Below are 24,769 nucleotides of genomic sequence, written 5' to 3' on the forward strand. Positions count from 1 at the left end.
AAAAACCATGATGAAAAAAACAATAATTTCAATACTTTTATCAGCCTCCTGCCTTTGGGTCAATGCTCAAAAATACAATGAGCTTTATCCTCTGAAGAAAGCCAATGGATATATCGGCTATTACCTTTCGGATGGAACCAATGTTATCCCGCCTCAGTTTTGCTCAGCAACTTATAATACAGACGGCTATTATCTGGTTTCAAAAGCGGAACATGAATATAATGAAGCCGGAAGAAGAAAGGAAGAACATATTCCCGGTACAGAAAAGTATGGTATTCTCAACAGCAAAGGGGAATGGATTATAGGTTTAGACAATACTTACAGCTCAATAGGCATATCTAATGGATTTATAAAGGTGACTAAAAATGACCTCAGCGGTATTGTTAATGATAAAAATGAAATATTAATTCCCCTAGAATATGAGGAGCTGGATCCGATGGACAGTACACTTATTTCTGCAAAAAAGAATGGCAAAGAAGGAATCATAGATATTCAGAATAAGACTCTTGTTCCGTTTCTATATGATACGATTTATGGGTTTCATTTTATGAATGATAAAAACCAGTTTTATTCTATCGTAAGGATTGGAGACCAGTACGGAGTGGTTGATAAAAACGGAAAATATGTCATTAAACTAAGTGATGTCGAGCTGGTATCCCTAACAGATACTACGGTTATTATTCGGAAAAGCGGTTTATTTGGTTTATCGGATTTCCAGATGAAAACCATTATCCCATTTGAATATAATGATGCCTATCTTTATGGTCAGGAATTATTTTTCCAGAAAGACAATGTCAATTATTACTTCAGCCCGACGGGAAAATTGCTAAGAAAGGAAAAAGCAGAATCGGGAAAAGAAAACGCATTAAAAGACTGATTAAAATTAATGAAACACTCTTTATTACTCTTTATTGCCTTAATTTCAGGAATATTTCTGTCATCGGCACAGACTTTAACATCCTCTGAAATCTGGTATAATCTTATACCAAACAAGATGAATACAGACAGCCTTTTAACAAAGAAAGGATTTAAAATGAAATATTCAGGACCGAAGAAACTTGGCGGAAACCTCGCGTGTTATTTCAATAAAAAATTTGATGAATGGCTATTCATTCATGATAACGAACAGGGACAAACCACCAGTGTTTACTATCTTCTGCCTACATTAAAAAAATATAAAAACAATCAGGTTGAAAAGAAGCCGCTGTTACAAGGTGAAGAGGTTACTCCAATGGGAAAAACCTATCAGGAAAACAAAATATATTACCAGCTTATTTATACTTTTGATAAGTTTAAAGTTCCTCCTGTAACGAAATAACCATAACTGAATATCATGCAGATGAAATTAACAACAATCATTATTCTCCTATCAGTAATCGTTTTAAATAGCTGTAAAGGCAATCGGGTTTCCGGAACCTATGTAGCCCAGTCTGTTATGCTTCCGATGTACAATGGTTGTTGTACTGCTACTGAAGTGCTGCACTTAAATAATGATCATACATTTAATGCTTATCATCAAAATGACCAGGGCGATTATCTCACTAAGGATGTTGCATCGGGAAGTTATGATCTGAAACAGGATATGATCTCTTTTAAACCGGACTCTTTGAATCAGCATTATGATTATTCAAACATAAAATATAAGGTACCTGCTTCGGATGAACATGCGAATTTTCTCATCAAACAAGGCATTGAGTCCCAGAAGTTCTATAAAATTGATTTTAAACAAGCAGATTCTCTATATATCCATCGCTATAGTCATACCTGCTGGGATCAGGAAAGCATTACCATCAAGAAAGATGGGACTGTTCATTATATCCGACATTCACAAGATAAAAACAGGAATCCTGTTGATATTTCCAGGCATAAAAAGCTCACTCAGGAACAATTTCAACAATACATTGAAACCCTTTCACAAAGCAGACTGTTTCAGGCAGCAGCAACCTCCGAAAAATACAGTATTACCTTTTCTTTGGCCATCAAAGAATATGATATGGTGATTCAGGACCAAAATAATATTGATAAAAAACTGTATGATTTTTTCTTTGAAACAGCACGGAGCTGGGTAAAGTAAATGCCCGTTACCACTGTGATGGTCTGGCTATCCCATGTTTCACACATTCGGCTACAAAAATATTTACCATAGGACGGTCTGATATTGTAAAAAAGTATATTTTGCCTTTTACTTTCATTTTTATAAAGTAGCCATTACGTGGAGCACTGTTAATTGTAAGCTCTGTGATATCCGCCCATAATAAAGTCAAAACCCTTCCTAATTTAAATACATACAATCCGGACCGGCTGACGATAAAAGGAGGTGACATTGTAAATCTATCCACCAGATTCATAGACTGGTGAGTATCAATCATGGTTTCAAAATCTGCCTGGTTCAGGCTTAATATTACACTTTTATAGCTTTGCAGTATCTTTCTTTTCAGCAATGAAATCATAAAGAAAAACAAAACCACTCATTAATGGCACTTCAATAACCTCCAGCTTCCCTCTTCCAGCTCCCAGCCTCTTCTCCCCCATTAAACATAAAGCCTTATCTTCGTAAAAAATTTGACAATATGAAAAAAATGATATTTCTGGCTTCGGCTGTTCTGCTATTAAATTCATGTGTGGTAAGAACTGCCACTAAAGTGGTATCAGGAGCTGTAAATATAGGCTACAAGGCAGTAAAAGGAACTGTTAATGGAATTAGCTGGGCAGTAAGCAAAGCTAAGGGGAAAATAGATGAAGACCGTTTGGATGGAACCTGGAAAGTAGTAGGGGTTTATAAAGGTTCTTTCGAAGATTTTACCAAAGATCAGAATCCGGAAAGCACATTTTCTTCAGAATGTACAGAAGGTTTTGACCAAATGATTTTTAAAGCTAATAAATCTAAATTCAAACCCGTGCATTGCAGTACTGATAAAGAAGATTGGGTAAAATATTCTTTGGAGTTCGGGAAAAATCCTATCACTAAGGAAAAGGAAAACTATATTGAATATAATTCCAATAACTATATTTCAGTGATTGATGTGAATAGCAAAACAATGGTCCTGGAAGGTAATCTGATGCCTAAGCTGGCATTTTCCGGTGCCAAATTGTATCTTTTGGAAAAGGTAAAATAAAAATCATAAAGCCTGCTTCTCGTTCTTGAAGACAGGCTTTTTATTGATGGTAAGTTTATTAGTTTTTGTTTAAAATTCTTATGCTTTTAAAATGCAAAGGATTAAATCTGATGCTTTATAGTTTGAAGGATGCTAAGAGGGCATCGATTAAAAATCGATCCTGATGAAGCTGTATGATTATACAACATTTAGAAAATAAAACTTTGCATTTTAATTTTATCTCACGCTGATTTCGCCAATGAAGCAGGTCTAAAAATTTACGAGAAAACTTATTTGTGCTCTATTTCAGTAATTTTCCTTCCTTCCTCGCCCAGATAATGAAGAACCAGCTTTTCATATACCTTATAGCCGTTATCTACATTGGTAAAAATAAGAAGTCCTTTTCCTGATTTTGGCAATACAAAAGCAATACATCTTGTACCGGGGTCAGCACCACTATGAGACAGCGCATAGTCCCCATTTCCAAGATCATACACGGATAATCCCAATCCGAAGTATATATTCTCTTTTATTTTTACCTGCTTTTTTATCATTTCCTGAAAAACATTAGGATTCAAGCCTTTTCCTTTCATTACACTTACCATAAAATTTCCGTAATCCCCGATCGTTGTATGCAGATCATCCGCAGCATTAGAAGTGCTATTTTTTTCTGTCGGATATGGTTTTCCTTCTTCATTATATCCGATGGCAAATCTGGATTCATCGGTATTCTGATCCCAGATGTAATTGGTATCCTTCATTTGAAGCGGTAAGAAAATCAATTCCCGGGCAAGCTGCTCCAATGTTTTTTTGAATTTCTTTTCCAGGGCTTTTCGCAGGTATTCAAACCCTTCTCCTGAGTATTGATATTGAGTTCCTGGCTCAAACTGAAAATTGAGTTTTTTGTCAGTACTCATCCATCTCCAGTTGGGGAATCCGGTTTGATGGGAAAGGATAAGTCGGGTCGTTAACTTTTTATGTCTTGAATCGCTGGCAATATCCGGATCTGTCCAATAAACATCCAAAGGTTCATCCAGTTTCCATTTTCCAAGACTTATCAGGCGTAATACCACCATGGCTGTCACAGGCTTGGTAAGGGAAGCTACATTGAAATAGGTATTATAGGGAGCCGAAATTCCTTTTTTTATTTCTCCTAAAACTTTTACCTGCTTCAATTCTCCACCTTCAATGATTCCTAATCCTAAAGTTGGAATTTTATTTGCTTTCAGCCAGTTTTCAATAGCTTGGTCATCTTCAAAAGCGTTCTCATCACTGCCTTTTTTTGCCTGATGGTCGAAACTGAGCGATCTTTTCAGCTTCCATTCGCCATTTTCTTTAGCCCATACATGCGTAAATTTAGCAGAACCTGTTAGGTTCTCTGGCTGATTGGTTTCTTTTTCATAAAACAGATGTGTTCCATTCTGAATAACGGCATATACTTCTCCTTCTTTATACATTGGGTAGATTTCGGTACTTTTTTCAACCAAAGCTCTCCTTACCTTATACGTTTTCGATGGTCTGCATAATCCGTTTTTAAAATCAATCATAAATTTCGTTTTATCAGAAAAGCCATCTTTATCGTGATAAAATTCAAGCTGGCCACTGAGTATATTTTCCATTTGACCAACATTGCAAGTATTGAAGCCTACCGAAAAAAGCAAGCTGTCTCTGGACATAATTGTTTTGTATAAAGCGTCAGTCTTTTCTATTTGTGCATGAACATTGCTAAAGAAAGCGATAAAAAATAGGAGTATAAAACGAGTATACTTTGTCATTGTTATTATTTTTGACAAAGATTAGATTTTCATGGGTTATTCCATTAAAAATGAACCCGACAAAAACCCGACAAAGCCCTGACAACATTTACACCATACTGAATTTCAGACGATAATATAATTTTTTATTTCTATCAATCTCTGCAGCATTACGAAGAATAATGAAGACATTAGAGAGTACAATGACGATCATAATGATCAAGGTAAGCTTCGGTCCAGGCTTTAAAAAGATCCCCAACATAAATACAATAGGTGCCATCACTGTCCAGATCATCTGGACTGAAATAATCTGTCTGGCCAGACTGTTTCTCTGCTTCATGGTAAACATCAGAAGGAGTGGAACAAGAATATTTAATGGTGGCAAGAGAGTAAATAACAGCGAAGAAAGGTTGATGATTTTAATAAGAGAATAATTAATCTCAGGCTGCTGTTCTTCTTTCACTTCCGGAATAATCTCGGGAATTACCTCGTCATCCGTATCAGGAGTTATAATAGTATCCTGCAATGAAGCTTCCTCTATTTCCAATGCTTTTGCCAATGCTCTTAAAGTATGTCCTTTGGGTTCCGTACCCGCTTCGATCCTTTGGATGGTTCTCACAGAAATTTTTGACTTTTCTGAAAGTTCTTCCTGGGTCAGATTTTTCTGTTCTCTTACATCTTTTAATTTAGACATAGGTTGCTTTGAAAGAATTTGCTTTGATTATATGGGCTAATTTACATATTTTTTACAGGGATAACAAAAAGTGGTTTTCTACAGATAATACTCTGCAGAAAGGAACTTTTACCAGCTTTTGGTTTTCAATAAAGAATAATTCTTCTATTAGCCTGAGAAAATTATGTAATGTCATCCCTTCAACAATTGTTATATATAAAAGACTAAGAAGAAATAAATGTAATTTTATTTACCAAAGCGTAAGAAAATTTCATTTGGTATTAAGCCTCAAAACATTAAATTTCTAAAACAAATTACGTATGAAAAACACCTCAACCTCCAAAGTGGAGATCAGGAAGAATATAGCAACCTACCTGGTTCTCACTCTCCTTTTTTGCCTACCGGTTTATTATATGTGTATCCGTACTGGAAAACTAGGCGGCGGGATTATCTCTTATGCTACCATCGTGATGTGGTGTCCTGCAATAGCAGCCCTGCTTACCTGTAGGCTAAGAAATATTCCTATATCTTCTTTAGGATGGAAATGGGGAGAGACAAAATACCAACTGCTAGCTTATGGCATACCTCTCCTCTATTCTCTTGTTCCTTATCTTATCATTTGGATCAGTGGAGCCGGTCATTTTTACCATCAGGAATTTGTAACAGATATGGCTAAAGGGATGGGATGGAATCTGCCGGACGTATGGGCAATTCCATTATATATTTTGTTGATGAGCAGCTTTGGAATGGTTCGTTCTGTAGGTTCTGCTTTGGGAGAAGAGATCGGCTGGCGGGGTTTGCTTACTCCACAGTTGGCAAAAATCAATTCCTATACAGCTACCTCACTTTGGATGGGAGTGATATGGTCCCTCTATCATTATCCTCTTCTGTTGTTTTCAAATTATAATACTGGCGGCCCCAAATGGTTGGCATTAACCTGCTTTACAGTCATGATAATGGCCAGTTGTTTCATCTTTACCTGGATCCGGTTAAAATCCGGGAGTTTATGGACTGCAGCCATTTTTCACGCCAGCCATAATCTGTTTATTCAGTCTATTTTTACACCTCTTACCGCTGACACGGGAACTACCAATTACTATATTGATGAATTTGGTATTGCTCTGCCTATTGCTACAGTAATTGTTGCTTATTTCTTCTGGCGAAAAAGAAAGGAACTCCCGGAACAGAAGATATAAACATACAATCGTTTCATTAAAAGGTTAAGTTTATAATCCGAATGTAAAAATAAAAAACTCCTATAAATTTTCCTGTACCTATTGCCAGTTATTTTCATTAGTAAGAGATTTGCATAAAAATAAGAGCTATGATCCCACTTCAAGATCTTTCATTCTTTATCCTGGCAGCCCTGATCTTAGTAATTAGCCCTGGACCCAATATGATTTATCTGATTTCAAAATCGATAACGCAGGGAAAAAAGTCCGGGTTTATTTCTTTGATGGGAGTTGTATGTGGATTTATGTTTCACATCATTATGGTTTCGTTTGGCCTAACTGCCGTATTATTGGCAGTTCCGTTAGCGTATACGGTTCTGAAAACCATCGGAACAGTTTATCTTCTTTATCTTGCCTATCAGGCCATTAAACCAAAGTCAAAAAACATTTTTGAAATCAATCAAGACGGCACTCATGATGGCCCTAAAAAGCTTTTCACCATTGGTTTTTTAACGAATGTTCTCAATCCGAAGGTGGCCGTTTTTTATCTCTCATTTTTCCCGCAGTTCATCAAACCGGAATATGGCTCTGTTTTAACCCAGAGTCTGGAACTTGGAGCTATTCAGGTATTGGTAAGTTTTAGCGTTAATTTCTTAATTGTATTAACCGCTGCCAGGGTTGCCCTGTTTTTCAATAATAACCCTGCCTGGATTAAAGTACAAAAGTGGTTCATGGCAAGTGTATTGACTTATCTGGCAATAAAAATGGCTTTTTCTAAAGCCAAATGATGAACGAAATATTGATTAATTTCCTGAGTTAAGAAATAACAATTTGAAATCTTCTGTTACCACAGGAGATTTTTTTATGTTTCGAATTAAAACAGCTATTCTATATTATTGTAGCTTTGTAAATCAGTTTCAAAAAGATGAAGCATACCATTCCTATCTACGATCTAAGTGATATCTCCAAGCATCGCTTCCATATAAAAAGGATGGATCAGCATACCTATCATACAGAGAGTATTCTTATGGATAAAGGAATACATCGCGACAGCCATTATATATTCACCTTTATGGAAAGCGGACATGTAAAAATGATGGTTGACTTCAACATCATTGAAGCTAAAGATTCTACTATTTTCTGTGTGTTACCTGGACAGGTACATCAAGGACTTTTAATGCATAAGGTGAACGGATGGTTTATAGCGATAAAATCTGATCTGGTTCCGGATTCTGTACGATCTGTGTTCGAGGAGTCTATGGAAGGAATACAACCTTTAGCAGTGGAGAAAATATGGGTAGAAAAATTTAATAATGCAGCAGCTATCCTTCATTCTTTTTATACGGAGGAAATGTTGGCTTCCAAGGAAGGTTTTTTAGTGGTTCAATCTCTTCTTCATACTTTTATAGGGATGTTTGCTTTTATCTATTCAAAAGAAAACTATTCTCAGGCTATTGGTGAAAATCGTTCTTTACAACTGACACGGGAGTTTAAAATTTTGGTGCGACAAGGCTATAAAACCATGAAAAGTCCATCTGAATATGCTGAAAAGCTAAATATCTCAAGAGGATATCTCACAGAAGTCATCCGTGAAGTGACTGGTAAACCTGCTCAACATTGGATTCATCAGGAAATTCTAATTGAAGCCAAGCGGTTATTAGCATTCACTCACCTTACAGTAAAGGAAATTGCCTATGAATTAGGATACAATGACCACATGTATTTCAGCCGTTTATTTTCAAAACTGGAAGACCAATCCCCTTCAGCGTTCAGGAATTCAAACAGGTAGTTTAAAAGTGGAGCTAAAATTCCTGTAATACACTTCTCCATCTTCTTCTCTCATATTCTCAACCACGAATTGTCCAATTATTCCCTTGGAACAGCTATCGTACCATTTACATTTTACGGCTTCCTTTGCCATAAAAAATTACTCATGCCAAGTTTACCAAAATGGATCAACGATACGGTAGAAAATGTGTGGTCCTCAAAATTCAAAGATTGTAAAGTTATTCATATAGAAACTATTCCAGGGAATCTTCGTCTTGTACGTTTTGAAACCAATTTACAGGATATTCAGTATGAACCTGCTTATGCTATTGGAATAAGAATCAACGACAGAGATTTCCGCAATTATTCGCCCTTCAATTTTAAGAGAGAAGCGGGAACCTTTGAAGTTTTATTTCATATTCATGATCATTTAGCAGCGGGAAGTCGTTTTGCAACCCATTTATCTGTTGGAGATTCCATAAAGATATTAATACCCAGAGGAAAGCGATTTTTTGAGCCGGATGCAAAAATTCATTTCTCTATAGGAGATGAAACCTCATTGGGAAGTTCACTTTCCATTAAAGAAGCAGTGGAAGAAACAGGGTCTTTATTTATATGCCTTCATGAACTGGAAGAATCCCAGGCTCTGGAAAGTCTCAATTTATATGGTTATCACAGTCCCAAAAACAGTACAATGAGGATCATAGAAGCCTTAACGGACTTTCTAAGGGAAGAAAAGGAAGCCATTTACAATGATAATGCTGTTTTTTACCTTACAGGGAATGGAACCCGAATGTCATTGATAAAGAAATATCTTAAGGCTAAAGGAGTTTCTTCGAAATGCATCAGATCACAAGCGTACTGGATAGAAGGAAAGAGAGGGTTGTAAAAAAACAGGAAGTTGGAAATGATTAACTATTTTATTTTCCAACTTCCGTTTTTTATTCAATTTTATTTTAGTTTTCCTCCTAATGATTTCACTTTCTCCAACCACTTTTTCCGCTGTTCTTCATTAGAAGTACGGATAATGCCCAGGTAGGTTACCTTCACCGGTTTTACTCCACAAAACTCCAGTGTTGATATCTTAAGCTGATTAACGCTTGGTCTTCCGTACATCAGGCGGTAATACCAACCCGGTTGATCTATTGTGGTGATAATATGAGCTGTTTTTCCTTTTAAAAGCTTATCCCACCACAAAGAATTCTCTCTGTATTTATAGGCGAATCCAGGAAGAAAAAGCCGGTCTATAAAACCTTTCATCAAAGCTGGTAAACCTCCCCACCAGACAGGATGTATCCAAACCAGATGATCTGCCCACAGAATGATCTCCCAGGCATTCAACAAATCCGGCTCCAACTCCATTCTTTTTTGATATCCGAACTGTAAATTGGGATTAAAGTTCAAGTCTGCTATCGTAATTTCCTTTATTTCTGCTCCTGCTTCTTTGGCTCCGTTTTTATAGGCTTCTGCAACCCCGAAATTAAAAGATTCTTTATTCGGATGCCCATTGATAATGGCTATTTTTTTCATTGCGGTATATTGATATTAATTGTTTCATAGGCATTAAGCTGAGCCAATAATGATAAAGGCTCATGCAACTGATGGCTGAAATAAATATTGCTTTCATGAGGATTTCTCAACAGTTCTTCGGTGTGTAAAACAGCTGATAAAGCCGTTAATTCTGCCTGTCCTTTTGTACTCTGCAGACTCAGTTTCTTATCGCCGTTTTTATCCTGTACTACTACTTCAAAGACCGCCTGATCTCCATTTCCACTTGATCCGAAAATCATTTTCCTTTCTTTCAAAGACAAAATATTAAAAATTTTGAGGTATTGAAAGCTCCCCAGCAGCCAGGTAATGAACTTAGAATTATAAGTCATTTTTACGCTCACATTGGGAATTCTTTCAACCTTATTCAGGATATACAGATCGGGAACATCAAAATTATAAGCATTTCTCTTTCCGATTCCGAAGGAAAAATCATAGGTCTCTGTATTTAAAAAATGTCGGATAAGATTAGGTTGATCGTTTTTATAATCATGAAAGGGGACGGCTACATTTTCTGCCATAAAATGTGCAGAACTTTCTCCAGCCAAATCTTTAACAGAATAATACACAAAGAGTTTTACTACCTCTGTGTCATTAGTATCTTTTGAAAGAACATTCACCAATCCGGGCACTATTCCACCCATCCATCCGGAACTGAAAACAATTCGACTTTTAATGTCTGATCTTCTGGCAATATCGTAAGCTTTTACCAGATCCGGAGTAGGTTTTGTGATATCCAGATAGTCTATCTGATTGGCAATGGCAAATCTGAGTACTTGATCAGATTTATCATTCACAGAAAGAATAATAAAATTTATTTTTTTATCATTAATCACCTGAAAGGTACTGGGATCTGTAACATCAATCTTTAGACTTTTATTTACATTTTCACCTTTACGTCCCCCAACAAAAATATTGAAATGAGGATTTCTCGTCTGTAAAATACGGGCAATTGTCTTGCCTACTAATCCGTTTCCGCCGATAATTAGAATATTGTACTCCATCTATTTTTTTGACAAAATTATAGAGCTGGAAGACCAATAAACAGGACAAATGTCTAAAAAGAAATCTCTTTCCTTATACGGCTTAAATGACGTTGGGTAATACCGAGGTAAGAAGCCAGATACTGTAGCGGAATTTTCTGAATATAATCCGGATAGTTTTTAAGAAGCGTGGCATAACGCTGGGTAGCATTATCTCTCTGAAGCTGAAAAAACCGATTTTCCAATTCAAGATATTCCTGTTCAGCAATCATCTTTAAAAACTTCGTCCAGTTGTGATCATCCTGGATCAAGACATCCATTTTTTCCTTTTTCAAGATCAACAATTCTGAATCCGTAATTGCCTGCATATTTTCTTTACTAAGACATCCGGAAATAAATGATGAATAGGCAGCCATCATGGTATTGGGAAATCTGAAACAATAGGTCATATCTTTTCCGTCATCGGCAAGATAAAAGGAACGAAAGATTCCCGATTTTATAAATGCCACTTCCCTGCATTTCTCACCTTCTTGTATGAAATACTCATTCTTACTGACTTTCCTGATTTCAAAAAGTTTTAAAAACTCTTCAATCTCATTTTCTGAAAACAGTTCAAAACTCCGAAAAAAATTATGTACCATTAATCTGGGTTTTCTTAATATGGCGAAAATAAATAAAACTTATTGAAAAACCAGGTTTGGGGTTAGGAAGTTGAGATTGGATGGCTGGAAGAGGAAAGCATGAAGCTGGAGGTTACTTTTAGGGATATAATTACTAGTGGTTACTACAAAACAATTTATAAAATGATAAAAAAACGATATCTTATTATGTATGAACTTCATAGCTTCAAATCCTCATAAAAAAACATTCCTATTCCGAACTCAATAAAAAAAATCATCCCAGGATGGGATGATCTACCGTTTTGAATTACTAAGTTATTATATGAAGATATGAATGATGTTTTGTTGGTACAAAGATAGATAGAGGAGTAATTCCCATCATCAGGAGAATCCCTAGAATTTTATCCGTGAAAATACGGTTGTATAAATAAAAAGCCCTGCAAGCGACAACTTACAGGACTTTTGCTGATCTAACAATTATTTTGTTTAGTAGTATAAATTTTAAAGTTCAATGTTTAAGATTCTTCAACATCTACTTTAGTTTTTATTACAATGGGCTTACCAGTTGTAAGAACCATTCTTTCACTTCTCCTTCCAAATAAGGAGCTATTTTTTCTTCACATGTTTTATGGTAATCATTCAGCCATGCAATTTCACTTTCTGAAAGAATTTCCTTTACCACGGTATCTTTAAAGAACGGGCAGAACGTTAATGTTTCAAATTCATAGAATGTTCCATGAATTGTTTTCTCTGCTTCTTTTACAGCAATAAGGTTCTCATGACGAATTCCGTAATGTCCTTCAAGATAGTAACCAGGCTCGTTGGACAAGACCATTCCAGGAAGAAGATCCTGAGGGTTTAAGTCTTTTCTGATATTCTGCGGACCTTCGTGAACGTTCATAAAGCTTCCTACTCCATGTCCTGTTCCATGGTTGAAGTCTTTGCCTTCCATCCATAAGGGAAGTCTTGCAATGGCATCCAGGTGTACTCCTTTTGTTCCTTTAGGGAATTTTACCATTGATAAACGGATCAGTCCCTGCAATACCAATGTAGAATTTCTTTTGAACTCTTCAGAAGGGATTCCTAATGCAAAAGTTCTTGTAATGTCTGTAGTTCCTTCAAGATACTGACCTCCTGAATCTACAAGGATTGTCTCTTCATTGGTAACTTCTTTACTTCCTTCTTTCTTCGCAGAATAGTGCATGATCGCTCCGTTGTCCTTATATCCTACGATGGAACCAAAACTTTCTCCCACAAAATTCTCCCCTTCAGCACGGAAGCCTCTCAGTTTTTCACCGATGGAATATTCATTCATCGCTTCTTTTCCTGCGTTATGGGTTAGCCAGTAAAGGAATTTTACCATAGCCACACCGTCTCTTACCATTACGGTTCTGAAACCTTCTAACTCAGTTTCATTTTTCTGAGCTTTCATAAGGTTACCCGGTACCGGAGCTTTGATAAATTGATTGTCTGCCTTTAACGTTTCAAAAATCTGCTGGTTGCTGTTTGGAGAAACCAATATTTTTTCATTTTTGAATGCTTTCAGGTAGTTATAAAATTCTTCGTAAGGCATCATCTTTACAAAAGAATCGTCCATTTGTTTTCTTGCTTCTACTTCAAGTTTTTCTAATCCGGTGAATAGCACTGCATCATTTTTAGTGATAACAATGTATCCTAAAAATACCGGATTGCTCTGTACATCGCTTCCTCTAAGATTGGAAGTCCATGCTACATCATCAAGACTTGAAATAATATGAACAGTAGCTTCCTGCTCTTCCATTTTCTGACGGATCGCAGAAAGTTTATCTGCTACAGATTTCCCAGCTCTTTCTACAGGATGTACAAAGATGGGATGAGCAGATGGCGTTCCTCTTTCTTTCCAAACCTCCTTTAAAAGAGGAATATCAGCAAGGGTAATATTTTTTGAATTCAATTTTTGAGAAAGTAGTTCCCAATTGGCATTAGAAGCGGCTAAAGCATTTACAGCCACTTTACCTCCAGCTGGAATTTCAGAAACAATCCAATCAATATAATTAGGAGTTCCTTCTATTCCGTCTTTGAAAAGGTCGATTCCTGAACCGTCCAATTCAATAGCAGCTTGTGTAAAGTATCTTCCGTCTGTCCAAAGACCTGCTTTGTCTTGAGTTACTACCACAAAACCGGCAGAACCTAAAAATCCTGACAGCCATGCTCTTTCCTGCCATTCTTCAGGAAGGTACTCACTCATGTGCGGATCTGCAGAATATACTATAAATGCATCAACATTATTTTTCTGCATTTCTTCACGAAGCGCAGCAACTTTTTCCTTTGAAGTCATTCTTTTCATTTTTAAACACCGAAAGTTACGAAAAATTTAAAGTCAGAGGATCAAATAAAGCCCCTATTTTCCCTATAATATGTTATTTTTTTGTGAATTTTGATTAAGAGCACAAAGAACATCTTTTGATGGCCCCGAATGCACGAATGATTTTATGAATAAAGTAGTGGCTCATAGTATACGGTTCTTTCTTTTAAAGGTTTAAATAACTTTATAGATTAAGCAGAAACATCTGTGTAAACCTGTGTAATCTGTGGGAGTAAATATAGATTCCATGCTACACTGTGGTTTACTCTGAATGACAAAAAGAAATGGATATTTTCACTTGATCTATGAACTTATAAATTTTATCACAGATAAAATCCTTGAGTCTTTGTGTTTTTCCAAATTTCCATATAGCTGATGTAGAGATTACTGCGTTTCATTTGTTTTTTTCATTCAAAAAAGTAAAATTCACATCATAAAATATATTTTTGTATTAAAATAATAATCTTTTGGAAAGATTATTGCTACATTACACCTATGAAACAGCAGAACTATAATAACCACAGAAAATTTTATCCACCGCATCATTTTATTTATCTCCCTTTATTAATTGTACTGGAGATTTTAGGAATCTATAAAATCTGGGATGATCCCGGGAACCAGCTGGTCTGGATCTTATTTTCAATTGTGATTTTTCTGCTTTTTTATCTGGCGTTTATGACCAGACAGCATTATGCATTGGGACTTCAGAACCGTATGGTCGTCCTTGAATTTAGACAGCGGTATTTTGAGATTTTTAACAGAAGATCTGATGAAACCGTTGAAAAATTAAGGTTTGACCAGATTGCAGCTCTGAGATTTACATATGACGAAGAATTTAAGGAGCTTTTGTACAAAGCACTTCATGAGAATATTTCAGGAGATGAGATCAAAAGATCCATCAAAAACTGGAAGGCTGACAAGCTCCGAATTTAACAGACACCGAAAAATCTACACTTATGAAAAAATTGAGCTTTTACAGTATAATGATTTTAAGTGTATTGACACTCACAAATTGTAGCGCAGTAGAAACAATCTTTAAGGCCGGAATGTGGTGGGGAATCATTTTGGTATGTGTAATCGTAGTGATTCTTTTCCTGATTTTTTCGAAGGGTAAAAACTCCTAACCATTTCCTATGGAGAAGAATACAGACTTGGATATTATTTCTCACCTTAAGCCATCAAAGATTGTTAAAATCATGAAGGATCCGGAAGCTTCTGCAAAGGCGGTACATCTTATTTATACCACCGATGCAGAAACCGACGGAATCACGCACAGAAAAAGGTAAAAAGTATTGCTATATAAGGATAGAAGAGGGAAGCTGGAAGAGAGAGGCAGGAAGTTACTATCGGAGCTACAATTTCTGACGTTGCCGTAAAATCTGATGAAGCAGTCTTTAAAGGAATAATACATTACAGGATTGTAAGTGTTTTTTTTGACCTCAACTCACTTCCCTCTCCCGGCTCCAGGCTTCCTTACTTACTAAAAACAGAAATTTCTTATCCCGAACTCAGGTTAAATATATATGAGATTCTTCCTTCATCAGAAATCGAAGATTCGACGTAGTCAATGACGGAAGAAAATGAGTAAATAATAGACACCCAATAAGATTGGATATATGTATATTATTCAAAAATATAAATCGATTAAAGAACCAACAATTGATTTTTGAGGCTTCAAGAACTTCCAACTTCCAGCTTCAGTCCTACCCGGTCACTCTATTGCTCAAAAACTGCGTTCTGTATTCTTTAGGAGTAACTCCGGCAATTTTTTTGAAAAGTTGGGTAAAATGGGATGCAGTATGAAAATTCAATTCATAAGCGATCTCCGCAATATCTTTACTTGAATGCAATAGCGCTTTACTGTAATTGATATCGATCTCATTGATCCATTGTTTTGGAGATTTTTGAGTGACACTTTTCACACATTTATTCAGATAACTTTCTGTTACAGATAATTTATCGGCAAAGAATGCCACCCGCTTTTCTACTACATGATATTTAAATAATAGATCCCGGAACTGAAGGGATAGTTCCATGGGGCGTGTAGCAGATTTATGATGGGTATCTGAATCTGTACTCAATATTTTGATGAGGATAAGGTGAAGCATAGTGACTACAACATCATTTATATTCAGATTATTCAGCCATAATTCCTGTTCCATAATGGGAAGAAGTTGGGTAATGGTTCCGTAAGTCAGGCTATCCAGATTCAGGAAAGGCGTCATAAAGAAAATACTGCTCTTATGTTTGGGCAATTCCTGTTCGGAAAGGATGTTATTCTCATAAGCCAGGAAAAAGCCTTCAACATCATCGGAAAGTTCTACTGTAGCGGTAATAGTTCCCTGTTTGATAAAGATGACGCCACCTTTTTCAGCATGATATTCTTTATTTTCAAGATACTGCTTGATGTGTCCGTTAGTAACGAAAATGATAAAGTTAAACGTAGTGCGGTATGGAATCACCGGCATCAAAATACCTTTGAGGTAATTCTCTATCCGGTAAAGCTGTATATCCGCATTATTGGCTAATATTTTCTCCGTGATATTCGGCAGAAAAAGTTTTTTGTACTGAAAATTGGATAATACTTCCATATCCGATATTATGATTAATTAAAATTAGACAAAATTTGTAAGGAAGAAATCAAAGAATTTGAAAATTTGAGAATGAGTTCATTTGAAAATGACTTTATGCTCCAACTCTAAAACTCTCAAATTCTCCGACTCTAAAGCCTTCTCACTCTAAAACTTATAGTACACTCCCACTCTTACTCCAAACGGACTTCCCGGTGTGTAGGTGAGATCTGTAATAGGCTCTGCTTCTCCTTTCAACTGGGTTTCTGTGGCAAACTGGGCTTCATTCCATTTTACATTGAACAGGTTGTTGATCTGAATATTAGCGCCCCATTTCTGACGGTTGTAAGACAATACCAGATCATTAACGAAGTAAGCCTTCGTCTTGATACTGTTGTTTTCAACTGCTGGCCTTTCTCCAAGATAACGGTATTGTAGTCCTAAAGAAAAGCCATTTAGAAAGTCCCAATTTACAGATCCTGTACTGGTAACTACCGGTGCTAATGGGATATAATCCTGTCCTTTTTCTTCTTCTATAAATCTGGCATGAGAATAATTGATATCTGCATTCAGATAGAAGTTTTCCAATGGCTGAAAACGGATTCCCAGATCAGCTCCAAAACGTCTTGATTTTCCGGATGGCTCTACTACAGCATCATCTCCTACATATACAAATTCCTGCTGAAGATCCATATACCATACAGTTGGTGTAATAATCAATGATTTGAATGGATGTAATCTTACTCCGAAATCTGCCCCAATGGAATAAGGAAGAGTATTTTCGTTTTTATTGGTAACCACTACCCTCATATCATTGGAATGAAACCCCATTCCCGTTTTCAGAAACCACATTACATTATCGCTCTGAGCATAGGAGAAATTCAGTTTAGGACTCACTCTGGTTGCTTCTTTTGATTGTCCGGCAGGTAATTCAGGATCCAGCAGATTATGCATATTAAAGATAAAGTGATCTACTCTTACTGCCGGGTTGATGGTCCACTTTCCGGTTTTCCATACCAAACCTGAATAGGCATGAAGATTCGTTTCTGTTCCATTTACATCAGAAAGTTTGTCAAGCAACATATCTCTATGATAAACATGGTTCAATTGTAAAGTATTGATATCATCATTTCTTAGACCGATTCCTGAAACCCAGTTTAATGAACTGTTAGGCAAAGAAAAACTTTTAGTATATTTTACTTCTGCACCATAGATATTTCTTCCGTCAGTCTGCTGAATTTCATCTCCTTTATCTTTGTCTTTTAAATAAAATGTAAAATCAGAATACAGATTGAAGTTATATTTTGAATAAAAAGCCATCGCATCAATTTGTTCAGACGGTGAAATAATATGCTTAAAATTCATCTGTAAATTAGTTCTGGAAGTTTTACCGCCTTCCGTAGGATCTACACTTCCCCATCTGCCGATGATTCCTTCATCAACCGCACGTTCCGGAATCTGTCCCGAAGCATTCCACGAGGAATTGAATGTTGAGAACTGAATATTGAAGTAGTCATTATCGGTAAGCCATTGGTTGTATTTCCCGAAAATATTGACCCTGTTGAAGTTCTGTTTTACATCAAAAGGTCCGTCGGTATAATTGTATTCAGCAGCGATATAAGCATTTTTTCTTCCCAGATCATCATGCAGAATATTGAACATTCCCAATATTCTTTTGGAGTTGAATGATCCGCCTTCAAGTTTAATCATACTATTTTTCAATCCATTATAGGTTTGAAAATCAACATATCCAGCAGTATTGAAGTCTCCACGGTCCATATAATAGGCTCCTTTTCCAAAATCGATATTGTTTACCGTTTCAGGAATTACGAAGTGAAGATCGGAATATCCCTGTCCATGAGCATGAGATACAATATTCACAGGCATTCCGTCTACATTCACGCTTACATCTGTTCCATGATCGGCATCAAACCCTCTTAAAAATAATTGTTCAGCCTTTCCGCCTCCGGCGTGTTGTGCAATAAACAGTCCCGGTACTTTTCTCAATAAATCCTGTGCTGAATTAACAGGGAATTTATTCAGATCCACTTTAGTAATGGCTGATAAAAAAGAACTGTGATTAATGGCGACTTCTGATATCTGGAAAGGTTTATGCTGTAAAAAAACAACTTTATTTTTATCGCCCTCATTGGTAACAACCCATTTTGCCTCATCATAGCCCTGACGACTGATAACCAATGTATCTGGGAGTGATGAGACAGGAATTGCAAAAGTACCGTCTGTTCCTGTGTGAGTATGGCTATTTCCGTGGCCATATTTTACCAATACATCTGCAATTGGAAATTGATCATCGGCATCTTTGATTAACATCTGTTTTTCCGTTTCCTGCGCCATCATTTTTCCACTAAATGCCATGACAAGAAAAGCAGCTGCTATTTTAGTTATTTTCATTTTTTGTTTTGTTATATTAGAAATTAGATGAGAGATAAGAGACAGGAAGTTTTTAGTCTTGAAAATGAATAGTCAATTTCGCTTCGCAAGTCATTGGTGAATTGTCAGTGAATAAATAACAACCTTGAACTTTAAACATTAAACATTTGCTCTCTCTACTCTCCCCCCAAAAACTCTAGAATTCTCAAACCCAAGCCTATTCTTTAGCTTTAAGAAATATCTTTTGAATTAAAAGAGTGATCCACGTTCCGGCTACAAACGGGAAAGTGAAGACTCCACCTACTGCATCCAGACAGTGGTTATCGATTAAAAGATCATCAATAGCTATTGTTAAAAGAACCGCGATCAGCACCCATAAACCATCTGTTTTTTTAACTCCTGAAAATACAATAGCTGAAAGAACAGCATTGAATCCAAATAATCCCATATGAATTTCTTTGATTGGTTCTCCATTGAACTGCGATAATCCGGCACCAAGAATAGAGGCGACCAATCCATATAAAGCTGCTATTGGTGAACTGATAAAAACAGCAACGAAGAAAATCATCCCTGAAATTACTCCACCCTGAAATATAACTTCACCAAAACCATTGGTACAGGTAAGGAAATCATCATATTTTGAAGGAACCACCTCAGCACTCAGCATTACAGATGGTGGAATATGGGTAAAATGGTGTAATGCAAACACCAATATCCATGTAATGATAATGAAAGGAAAGGTAAACACCGGAATTTTCTTTTGAATAAAGAAATGCTGAATAACAGCGGCCAATGCTCCGCCTAAAATGATAAGGGTCCAAATCAATAAGGTTGTATCAAACAGAAAAGCTAATGCTACCCCTACCAATGCGGCACTAAAGCCATATAATCCGGCATTGATTTCAGATTGATCATATTTAAGCTTCATGGCTGTAAAGGTTCCGGCTGCCGTTGAAAGCAAAACTGCTACACCGCACTGCCAACTTCCCATAAAGATTCCTATCAAAAACAAAAGCCCGGTCCATCTGTTTTCCTGCAGCATAATCTGCCCTATTCCTTTTAAAATATTATCTAAAAAAGGTAGTTTTTTGAAAAATTCGTTCATAGTTTTTTTATTATATTAATGATTGTAGTTAGGTTGGAGATGCAGATTTTTGAATGTCAATGTTCAATTTTGTTTCGCTATTGAATAATGAAATACCAATCATCAGTGAAACGATGATAACCTTAAATAGTTCCACTCGCAACCCCCAAAACCCGCAACCCGTACCTTGTTTACCATCCCAGGAAGACCATTCCAACTCCGCATACTGTCACGACAGCACCGCTCACTACCCCCATGTATCTTTCCAGTTTTTCAGTATTGAATAAAGTTGAATAGCCGTAACGTCCCAAAAGAACCATTCCCAGCATTGTTAAAACAGTAGTAACAGTGAATGACGTTACCAGAACAGCAATTTCAGACATAGAATGTTTTACTCCTGAATAGAATAATAAAGGAATTAATGGTTCACTCGGTCCCATTACAAAGATCATAAAAAGGACGAGTGGGGTTACTTTTATTCTTGTTTGAGGCATTACCACTTCACTGTGATTGTGTTCATATACATAAACATCATCGCCCATCACATCAAAATGTTTGTGAGGCTTATTTCTGATCGCCTGAATAAGACCATAAACCAGATAAACTCCACCAAAGATCAGTAATGCCCATCCAGAGAAATTACCTCTGATATCCTGAAACCAAGAAATTTTATTCAGCTGCCAGCCTAGAAACACACCAATAAAACCAAGGATGAGAGAACTCAGAACATGCCCAAGACCGCAAACGACTGTTAATATTGCGGTTTTCATTCCGCTCCATTTTTTAGATTTTGAAATCACAATGAAGGGCAGATAATGATCCGGCCCTGAGGCGGTATGTATAAAACTTATTGAAACGGCACTTAAGAGTAATGCCCAAACTGTACTATCCATTTTCTATTTTTAATTCCTTTTTTTAAGTTTTGGCTAAAGCCAGTGGAAGGTTTCTTTTTATTTGCGCGGGCTAAAGCCCGCTTCTATTGAATATTATTCTCGCAGATTTTGTAGATTACGCTGATGATTGAGTATAAATTCGGCAAGAGAACCTGCTTAATCGGCTCAATCAGCAAACGACTGAAAGTGTTCGTCCCAGCCTTGTCAAGGTTTTAAACCTTGACAAGGCTTTAGCTTTTCCTTTTTTACTTTAGTGACCAAAGAATCTCCTGAACATGAAGAAAGAAATTGTACATCAATTCTCCACCATGTCCTAAAGCTCTTACTACAAAACCATTATCTTCCATAGCAGACACCCCTACTTCCATCTCTTCAATATGCTGAGCTGCAGCTTCAACAATCTCTTCAACTAAGCTATTTTTATCTACATTTTCTTTTGTACTGTAAAAGATCAGCGTTCCCTGGTGGGTATACTGTTCCAGATTACCGATACTGCTAATCGGGATCAGGTCAGGCTGGATCACCACATTGTCTTTTACTACCAACTTATTATTGTGATAGATTTCCATAAGATTCTGGAAACGTCTCAGCTTGAAAACCTCTCCATAATGCTTTCTTCCGCAGGTAATAATTTCACTGATGATGATCTGGCTGTTTTTTCCGATATGAACATTCGCTTTACTTTTAAAGTTAGAATCTTCATGCGGAACAATTGGGTGAGGAACGTAGGCAAAAGAGGTTTCATCCTCCATGGTTACATTCAGTTCCTGAACAGCCTTATCTTTCATATTGAAAAGCCTCTGATATGACTGTGATTGCAGTTGAAGAGAAGATCCTTTTTCTAGGGCTACATCCAAATGATAATGGTCTCCATCCAAGATTCCCGGAGAGGAGCTCATCACCATCTGATACAGTTTCTTATCACTTTTTCTCTGCCCTACAGAAACCACTCTGAAAGGCAGTGAAACGTAAAGATCCTTCACATATGATTCTCCGCCTTTAAATCCTGCGATAATTTTTAAACGACTGTCCATTTATCTTACTAGGTTCGGTTCTTCAATTTCTTCTAAAAGAGCGTATTTTTTAATCCATCCGATCACTTTATCCAGTCCTTCATCTGTTTTAAGATTGGTGAAAACAAAAGGATTTCCTTTTCTCATTCTTCTGGCATCATTCTCCATTACTTCAAGGCTGGCTCCTACATAAGGGGCAAGGTCAATTTTGTTGATGATTAGTAAATCTGATCTTGTAATACCAGGCCCACCTTTTCTAGGAATTTTTTCTCCTTCTGCAACGTCAATAATGAAGATGGTAACATCGGCTAGGTCCGGGCTGAAGGTTGCAGAAAGGTTATCACCTCCACTTTCAATAAGAACTAATTCAATTTCAGGGAAACGTGCTGCCAGTTCATCTACAGCTTCCAAGTTCATACTGGCATCTTCACGAATGGCTGTGTGAGGACAGCCTCCTGTTTCTACTCCGATAATTCTGTCGTGAGGAAGAAGACTGTTTTTAGCCATAAACTCAGCATCTTCTTTCGTATAAATATCATTGGTAATAACTCCAAGATCATATTTCCCGAATAACTTTCTGCTTAAACGTTCTAATAATGCGGTTTTACCTGATCCTACAGGGCCTGCTACTCCTACTTTTATATATTTTCTGTTTTCCATTTTGTTAAATTTCACTTTGTTTGTTGTTGTTTTAACGCCAAGAGCGCTAAGATTTTTGATTGATTGAGGATTTTTTAAGATCGCAAGGGCATTTCACTCAGCAAAGGATATTTGCATTCTGATTATTTACCCTTTTATCTCTTTAGCCTTTTATGACATATAAAGTCTTGAATACAATCTTTCATGCTGCATACATCGGATGTCAAAGGCTGTATTACAAAGTCCTACCATATCTCGGTCCAGTTCTATGGTTTCCCCAACTGTTTTTTCCATAACCGGATACAAGGCAAATAGAATGTCTTGTCCATCCAGTTGCCCCAGTGGTACCAGCTTTACAGCATTGGTAATCATTCCGGCAACTGAGGTATAATAAAATCCCAATAATGCTTCGTATAAAGGAATGCTCATTAAATAAGCATAGACTCCAAATACAATACAGTAATGAGAATTTGCCTCCTTGTTTTGAATGGCTTTTTCAAATGCTTCCATCAACGGAAAATTTTCTCTTCTTTTGAAGATTTTAATCAGCCTTAATCCTAATTTCTGGCTGGCCTGACGGATTTCCTTAGGACATTTTATGGCATTACATTCATTGTCAAGATTCAAAAGAGTCTTTAAATCTCCTTTTTCAGCTGCTTCATAAGCCAGTTTCGCAAATGCTCCGTCATTGAATTTAAGGTTGTACTGAAGCATGTTTTGCACAAACTCTTTGGCTGTCTCTGCATTATGAACAATCCTTTCCTGTACATAAGTTTCAAGCCCATTGGAGTGGGTATAACCACCGATGGGAAGAGTGGGATCTGCAAGGTGAAGAAGCCCTGATAAAAAATTGATGTTCATAGTATTATTCATCTTTTGGAGCAGCCATTTTTAAGATTTTGGTAAAAATTGTGGAACCAAGACTTCCATGTCCGTGAGGTTCTACATTGGATTTTAGGAGATTAAGCAGTTTTACGGATTGTTTTTCCGGTTTAAAGCCACTTGCTTCCAGCCATCTGAACATGGGCATTTCAAAAGGAAGCAGTACTTTATTATCCTGAATAAAAAGCGGAATATGTTTATTTCCGATTTCGTAGCATACTGTTCCCATTTCCAATAAAGATCCGGGAACCATTACAATCGCATCTGTTTCCAGAACATTGATTACTATTACTTTTTCTGCATCCTCAAAAAGAATATCTCCTTCGCGCAAACGTTGGCCTTCTTTTAGAAATTTGATGGCAACATCTACCCCGTTTCTGGTTCTTTTACGTTGGATTCTTTTCGTAGTTTCAAACCATTCCAGATCCAGATAATCAATATTCTTTTCTGTAGGATTTTCGTTGAGATTGCCTATGGTTTTATTAATGATCATTTTTAGCCGATTTTTTTCTGAAGTCAAAGTTTTTAGAAATACCAACCCCGAATGTTGAACCACTGATTCCTGCTACATAGCTTTTTGTCCAGCCTTCTTCTTTTGTTTTAGTCTGAAGCATTGAAAGTTCTGCAAACTTGAATTTCAGAGCCCAGCCTCCTCCTAATAAAATTCCGATCAAAGGATAAGCACGAAGACGGAACCCATTAAAATTCTGCATGGCATCAGCCGTTGTTGCCTGCTGCTGCCCCCAAACATAATGAGCATCGATCTGCCCGATCAGGACAAAGTACTTTCCAAGCATTAATGATGGGCTATACCAAATTCCGGCCTCATTCTGCTTGTATACAACATTATGATTCACAGAGTTTTGAGAGTAAGCATAATTAACTCCAATAAGATCATTATTATTGATAAAATATCCTACTCCTAATGGTGCACTGGAAATGGTACTGCTACTGTTTGTTGGTGTAGTAACCTTTGAGTAATCCAATGAACCATACACCATAAATTGCCCTTTCGGTCCGTCTTCATCGCTCTTCAGCCTGTGCCCTCCTAAAAACTGAGCACTTACATTGCCTGAAAACAAAGAGATTCCGGCTACAGCAAGAGAAAAAACTGTTTTATTTAAATATTTCATTCTAAACTTTGTTCTATAATTGTTTTACATTCTATTGGGATAAGCTTTAAATAAAGAGAGTGTCTGAAAATGTCATTCTGACGAAGGAAGGATCTCCTTGATAATCCCATTGAGATTCTTCACTACATTTCAGAACTTCGTTCGCAGACCTTCAGTCTGTGTTCAGAATGACAAAAGCCAAATAGTTTTAGTTTCCAGACACTCTCCT

Annotated in this window: 27 protein-coding genes; 10 read left to right on the plus strand and 17 right to left on the minus strand. The window is 36.7% G+C overall.

The genetic code is table 11. The annotated features are described in order from the left end of the window. Positions 1–7 precede the first annotated feature (7 nt). Genes CHSO_RS18730 through CHSO_RS18740 form a run of 3 tightly spaced genes read left to right on the plus strand, consistent with a single transcriptional unit; the run spans position 8 to position 2,074 of the window. Entirely contained in the window at positions 8–877 is an 870-nt protein-coding gene (locus tag CHSO_RS18730) for a WG repeat-containing protein (protein WP_198408390.1), read from the plus strand. Between the two features lie 9 nt (positions 878–886). Continuing rightward, positions 887–1,318 carry a hypothetical protein gene (locus CHSO_RS18735; protein WP_045499382.1) on the plus strand — a complete coding sequence of 144 codons (432 nt, stop codon included), beginning with the start codon at positions 887–889 and terminating at the stop codon, positions 1,316–1,318. 21 nt (positions 1,319–1,339) lie between these two features. After that, entirely contained in the window at positions 1,340–2,074 is a 735-nt protein-coding gene (locus CHSO_RS18740) for a hypothetical protein (RefSeq protein WP_144428985.1), read from the plus strand. Between the two features lie 7 nt (positions 2,075–2,081). Here the strand turns inward: CHSO_RS18740 and CHSO_RS18745 are convergent, their stop codons facing one another. Together CHSO_RS18745 and CHSO_RS26455 are read right to left on the minus strand one after the other, a co-directional pair. Further along, complete coding sequence (locus tag CHSO_RS18745; RefSeq protein ID WP_144428986.1) at positions 2,082–2,369, minus strand: hypothetical protein; 288 nt, start codon at positions 2,367–2,369, stop codon at positions 2,082–2,084. Positions 2,370–2,409: 40 nt separating this feature from the next. Next, entirely contained in the window at positions 2,410–2,532 is a 123-nt protein-coding gene (locus CHSO_RS26455) for a hypothetical protein (protein WP_262483756.1), read from the minus strand. A 38-nt stretch (positions 2,533–2,570) separates the two neighbouring features. Between CHSO_RS26455 and CHSO_RS18750 the strand changes: the two genes are divergently transcribed. Next, positions 2,571–3,116: a hypothetical protein gene (locus CHSO_RS18750; RefSeq protein WP_045499388.1), complete on the plus strand. Its 546-nt coding sequence runs from the start codon at positions 2,571–2,573 to the stop codon at positions 3,114–3,116. 269 nt (positions 3,117–3,385) lie between these two features. Here the strand turns inward: CHSO_RS18750 and CHSO_RS18755 are convergent, their stop codons facing one another. After that, positions 3,386–4,870, minus strand: a complete 1,485-nt coding sequence (locus CHSO_RS18755) for a serine hydrolase (RefSeq protein ID WP_045499390.1) — start codon at positions 4,868–4,870, stop codon at positions 3,386–3,388. A gap of 88 nt (positions 4,871–4,958) precedes the next feature. After that, entirely contained in the window at positions 4,959–5,543 is a 585-nt protein-coding gene (locus CHSO_RS18760; protein WP_045499392.1) for a helix-turn-helix domain-containing protein, read from the minus strand. A 299-nt stretch (positions 5,544–5,842) separates the two neighbouring features. Here CHSO_RS18760 and CHSO_RS18770 point away from each other — a divergent pair, with 299 nt between their 5' ends. From CHSO_RS18770 to CHSO_RS18785, 4 genes are all read left to right on the plus strand, one after another. Beyond that, positions 5,843–6,718, plus strand: coding sequence for a type II CAAX endopeptidase family protein (locus tag CHSO_RS18770; RefSeq protein ID WP_045499397.1), 876 nt, complete (start codon positions 5,843–5,845; stop codon positions 6,716–6,718). A 128-nt stretch (positions 6,719–6,846) separates the two neighbouring features. Continuing rightward, complete coding sequence (locus CHSO_RS18775; protein WP_045499400.1) at positions 6,847–7,482, plus strand: LysE family translocator; 636 nt, start codon at positions 6,847–6,849, stop codon at positions 7,480–7,482. A 137-nt stretch (positions 7,483–7,619) separates the two neighbouring features. Continuing rightward, positions 7,620–8,483 (plus strand): helix-turn-helix domain-containing protein, encoded by an 864-nt coding sequence (locus tag CHSO_RS18780; protein ID WP_045499403.1) that lies wholly within the window; start codon positions 7,620–7,622, stop codon positions 8,481–8,483. Positions 8,484–8,627: 144 nt separating this feature from the next. Next, on the plus strand, positions 8,628–9,350 hold the full coding sequence (locus CHSO_RS18785) for a siderophore-interacting protein (RefSeq protein WP_045499406.1): 723 nt from the start codon (positions 8,628–8,630) through the stop codon (positions 9,348–9,350). Between the two features lie 62 nt (positions 9,351–9,412). On the opposite strand, the gene CHSO_RS18790 is transcribed toward CHSO_RS18785, so the two are convergent. From CHSO_RS18790 to CHSO_RS18805, 4 genes are all read right to left on the minus strand, one after another. Continuing rightward, positions 9,413–9,991 (minus strand): NAD(P)H-dependent oxidoreductase, encoded by a 579-nt coding sequence (locus tag CHSO_RS18790; RefSeq protein ID WP_045499409.1) that lies wholly within the window; start codon positions 9,989–9,991, stop codon positions 9,413–9,415. Next, entirely contained in the window at positions 9,988–11,013 is a 1,026-nt protein-coding gene (locus CHSO_RS18795; RefSeq protein ID WP_045499412.1) for a saccharopine dehydrogenase, read from the minus strand. Before CHSO_RS18795 ends, CHSO_RS18790 begins: the two co-directional genes overlap by 4 nt. Before the next feature lie 53 nt (positions 11,014–11,066). Continuing rightward, complete coding sequence (locus tag CHSO_RS18800; protein WP_045499414.1) at positions 11,067–11,633, minus strand: Crp/Fnr family transcriptional regulator; 567 nt, start codon at positions 11,631–11,633, stop codon at positions 11,067–11,069. Between the two features lie 526 nt (positions 11,634–12,159). Next, on the minus strand, positions 12,160–13,929 hold the full coding sequence (locus CHSO_RS18805) for an aminopeptidase P family protein (protein ID WP_045502959.1): 1,770 nt from the start codon (positions 13,927–13,929) through the stop codon (positions 12,160–12,162). A gap of 522 nt (positions 13,930–14,451) precedes the next feature. On the opposite strand from CHSO_RS18805, the gene CHSO_RS18810 reads away from it, so the two are divergent. Beyond that, complete coding sequence (locus CHSO_RS18810) at positions 14,452–14,889, plus strand: DUF6526 family protein (RefSeq protein ID WP_045499416.1); 438 nt, start codon at positions 14,452–14,454, stop codon at positions 14,887–14,889. Between the two features lie 200 nt (positions 14,890–15,089). Then, positions 15,090–15,242 (plus strand): hypothetical protein, encoded by a 153-nt coding sequence (locus tag CHSO_RS25710; protein ID WP_185114273.1) that lies wholly within the window; start codon positions 15,090–15,092, stop codon positions 15,240–15,242. 417 nt (positions 15,243–15,659) lie between these two features. Here CHSO_RS25710 and CHSO_RS18815 read toward each other — a convergent pair whose 3' ends face one another. From CHSO_RS18815 to CHSO_RS18855, 9 genes are all read right to left on the minus strand, one after another. After that, positions 15,660–16,547 (minus strand): helix-turn-helix domain-containing protein, encoded by an 888-nt coding sequence (locus tag CHSO_RS18815; protein WP_045499419.1) that lies wholly within the window; start codon positions 16,545–16,547, stop codon positions 15,660–15,662. A 147-nt stretch (positions 16,548–16,694) separates the two neighbouring features. Next, positions 16,695–18,938, minus strand: coding sequence for a TonB-dependent receptor (locus CHSO_RS18820; RefSeq protein WP_045499422.1), 2,244 nt, complete (start codon positions 18,936–18,938; stop codon positions 16,695–16,697). A gap of 196 nt (positions 18,939–19,134) precedes the next feature. Then, on the minus strand, positions 19,135–20,022 hold the full coding sequence (locus CHSO_RS18825; protein WP_045499424.1) for an urea transporter: 888 nt from the start codon (positions 20,020–20,022) through the stop codon (positions 19,135–19,137). A 170-nt stretch (positions 20,023–20,192) separates the two neighbouring features. Next, positions 20,193–20,894: a membrane protein gene (locus CHSO_RS18830; protein WP_045499427.1), complete on the minus strand. Its 702-nt coding sequence runs from the start codon at positions 20,892–20,894 to the stop codon at positions 20,193–20,195. Between the two features lie 245 nt (positions 20,895–21,139). Then, the gene (locus CHSO_RS18835) at positions 21,140–21,928 is read right to left on the minus strand and encodes an urease accessory protein UreD (protein ID WP_045499430.1); all 789 of its coding nucleotides are present in this window, start codon (positions 21,926–21,928) and stop codon (positions 21,140–21,142) included. Then, positions 21,929–22,567, minus strand: coding sequence for an urease accessory protein UreG (gene ureG, locus CHSO_RS18840; RefSeq protein ID WP_045499433.1), 639 nt, complete (start codon positions 22,565–22,567; stop codon positions 21,929–21,931). A 150-nt stretch (positions 22,568–22,717) separates the two neighbouring features. Continuing rightward, the gene (locus tag CHSO_RS18845; RefSeq protein WP_045502962.1) at positions 22,718–23,407 is read right to left on the minus strand and encodes an urease accessory protein UreF; all 690 of its coding nucleotides are present in this window, start codon (positions 23,405–23,407) and stop codon (positions 22,718–22,720) included. A gap of 4 nt (positions 23,408–23,411) precedes the next feature. Next, on the minus strand, positions 23,412–23,921 hold the full coding sequence (gene ureE, locus CHSO_RS18850; protein WP_045499436.1) for an urease accessory protein UreE: 510 nt from the start codon (positions 23,919–23,921) through the stop codon (positions 23,412–23,414). After that, positions 23,911–24,561: a hypothetical protein gene (locus CHSO_RS18855; RefSeq protein WP_045499439.1), complete on the minus strand. Its 651-nt coding sequence runs from the start codon at positions 24,559–24,561 to the stop codon at positions 23,911–23,913. Before CHSO_RS18855 ends, ureE begins: the two co-directional genes overlap by 11 nt. Between the last annotated feature and the right edge of the window lie 208 nt (positions 24,562–24,769).

It is taken from the genome of Chryseobacterium sp. StRB126, assembly GCF_000829375.1.
In the GTDB taxonomy this organism is placed as follows: Bacteria; Bacteroidota; Bacteroidia; order Flavobacteriales; family Weeksellaceae; genus Chryseobacterium.

What these genes read in the sequence shown, in the direction of transcription:
- CHSO_RS18830 (WP_045499427.1), bottom strand. Translation starts at nt 20,894, where the DNA reads ATGGATAGTACAGTTTGGGCATTACTCTTAAGTGCCGTTTCAATAAGT.
- CHSO_RS18855 (WP_045499439.1), bottom strand. Translation starts at nt 24,561, where the DNA reads ATGAAATATTTAAATAAAACAGTTTTTTCTCTTGCTGTAGCCGGAATC.
- CHSO_RS18740 (WP_144428985.1), top strand. Translation starts at nt 1,340, where the DNA reads ATGAAATTAACAACAATCATTATTCTCCTATCAGTAATCGTTTTAAAT.
- CHSO_RS18775 (WP_045499400.1), top strand. Translation starts at nt 6,847, where the DNA reads ATGATCCCACTTCAAGATCTTTCATTCTTTATCCTGGCAGCCCTGATC.
- CHSO_RS18805 (WP_045502959.1), bottom strand. Translation starts at nt 13,929, where the DNA reads ATGACTTCAAAGGAAAAAGTTGCTGCGCTTCGTGAAGAAATGCAGAAA.
- CHSO_RS18825 (WP_045499424.1), bottom strand. Translation starts at nt 20,022, where the DNA reads ATGAACGAATTTTTCAAAAAACTACCTTTTTTAGATAATATTTTAAAA.
- CHSO_RS25710 (WP_185114273.1), top strand. Translation starts at nt 15,090, where the DNA reads ATGGAGAAGAATACAGACTTGGATATTATTTCTCACCTTAAGCCATCA.
- CHSO_RS18785 (WP_045499406.1), top strand. Translation starts at nt 8,628, where the DNA reads ATGCCAAGTTTACCAAAATGGATCAACGATACGGTAGAAAATGTGTGG.
- CHSO_RS18800 (WP_045499414.1), bottom strand. Translation starts at nt 11,633, where the DNA reads ATGGTACATAATTTTTTTCGGAGTTTTGAACTGTTTTCAGAAAATGAG.
- CHSO_RS18795 (WP_045499412.1), bottom strand. Translation starts at nt 11,013, where the DNA reads ATGGAGTACAATATTCTAATTATCGGCGGAAACGGATTAGTAGGCAAG.
- CHSO_RS18745 (WP_144428986.1), bottom strand. Translation starts at nt 2,369, where the DNA reads ATGATTGATACTCACCAGTCTATGAATCTGGTGGATAGATTTACAATG.
- CHSO_RS18760 (WP_045499392.1), bottom strand. Translation starts at nt 5,543, where the DNA reads ATGTCTAAATTAAAAGATGTAAGAGAACAGAAAAATCTGACCCAGGAA.
- CHSO_RS18735 (WP_045499382.1), top strand. Translation starts at nt 887, where the DNA reads ATGAAACACTCTTTATTACTCTTTATTGCCTTAATTTCAGGAATATTT.
- CHSO_RS18750 (WP_045499388.1), top strand. Translation starts at nt 2,571, where the DNA reads ATGAAAAAAATGATATTTCTGGCTTCGGCTGTTCTGCTATTAAATTCA.
- CHSO_RS26455 (WP_262483756.1), bottom strand. Translation starts at nt 2,532, where the DNA reads ATGGGGGAGAAGAGGCTGGGAGCTGGAAGAGGGAAGCTGGAGGTTATT.
- CHSO_RS18780 (WP_045499403.1), top strand. Translation starts at nt 7,620, where the DNA reads ATGAAGCATACCATTCCTATCTACGATCTAAGTGATATCTCCAAGCAT.
- CHSO_RS18835 (WP_045499430.1), bottom strand. Translation starts at nt 21,928, where the DNA reads ATGGACAGTCGTTTAAAAATTATCGCAGGATTTAAAGGCGGAGAATCA.
- CHSO_RS18810 (WP_045499416.1), top strand. Translation starts at nt 14,452, where the DNA reads ATGAAACAGCAGAACTATAATAACCACAGAAAATTTTATCCACCGCAT.
- CHSO_RS18820 (WP_045499422.1), bottom strand. Translation starts at nt 18,938, where the DNA reads ATGAAAATAACTAAAATAGCAGCTGCTTTTCTTGTCATGGCATTTAGT.
- ureE (WP_045499436.1), bottom strand. Translation starts at nt 23,921, where the DNA reads ATGATCATTAATAAAACCATAGGCAATCTCAACGAAAATCCTACAGAA.
- CHSO_RS18790 (WP_045499409.1), bottom strand. Translation starts at nt 9,991, where the DNA reads ATGAAAAAAATAGCCATTATCAATGGGCATCCGAATAAAGAATCTTTT.
- CHSO_RS18730 (WP_198408390.1), top strand. Translation starts at nt 8, where the DNA reads ATGATGAAAAAAACAATAATTTCAATACTTTTATCAGCCTCCTGCCTT.
- CHSO_RS18770 (WP_045499397.1), top strand. Translation starts at nt 5,843, where the DNA reads ATGAAAAACACCTCAACCTCCAAAGTGGAGATCAGGAAGAATATAGCA.
- CHSO_RS18815 (WP_045499419.1), bottom strand. Translation starts at nt 16,547, where the DNA reads ATGGAAGTATTATCCAATTTTCAGTACAAAAAACTTTTTCTGCCGAAT.
- CHSO_RS18845 (WP_045502962.1), bottom strand. Translation starts at nt 23,407, where the DNA reads ATGAACATCAATTTTTTATCAGGGCTTCTTCACCTTGCAGATCCCACT.
- ureG (WP_045499433.1), bottom strand. Translation starts at nt 22,567, where the DNA reads ATGGAAAACAGAAAATATATAAAAGTAGGAGTAGCAGGCCCTGTAGGA.
- CHSO_RS18755 (WP_045499390.1), bottom strand. Translation starts at nt 4,870, where the DNA reads ATGACAAAGTATACTCGTTTTATACTCCTATTTTTTATCGCTTTCTTT.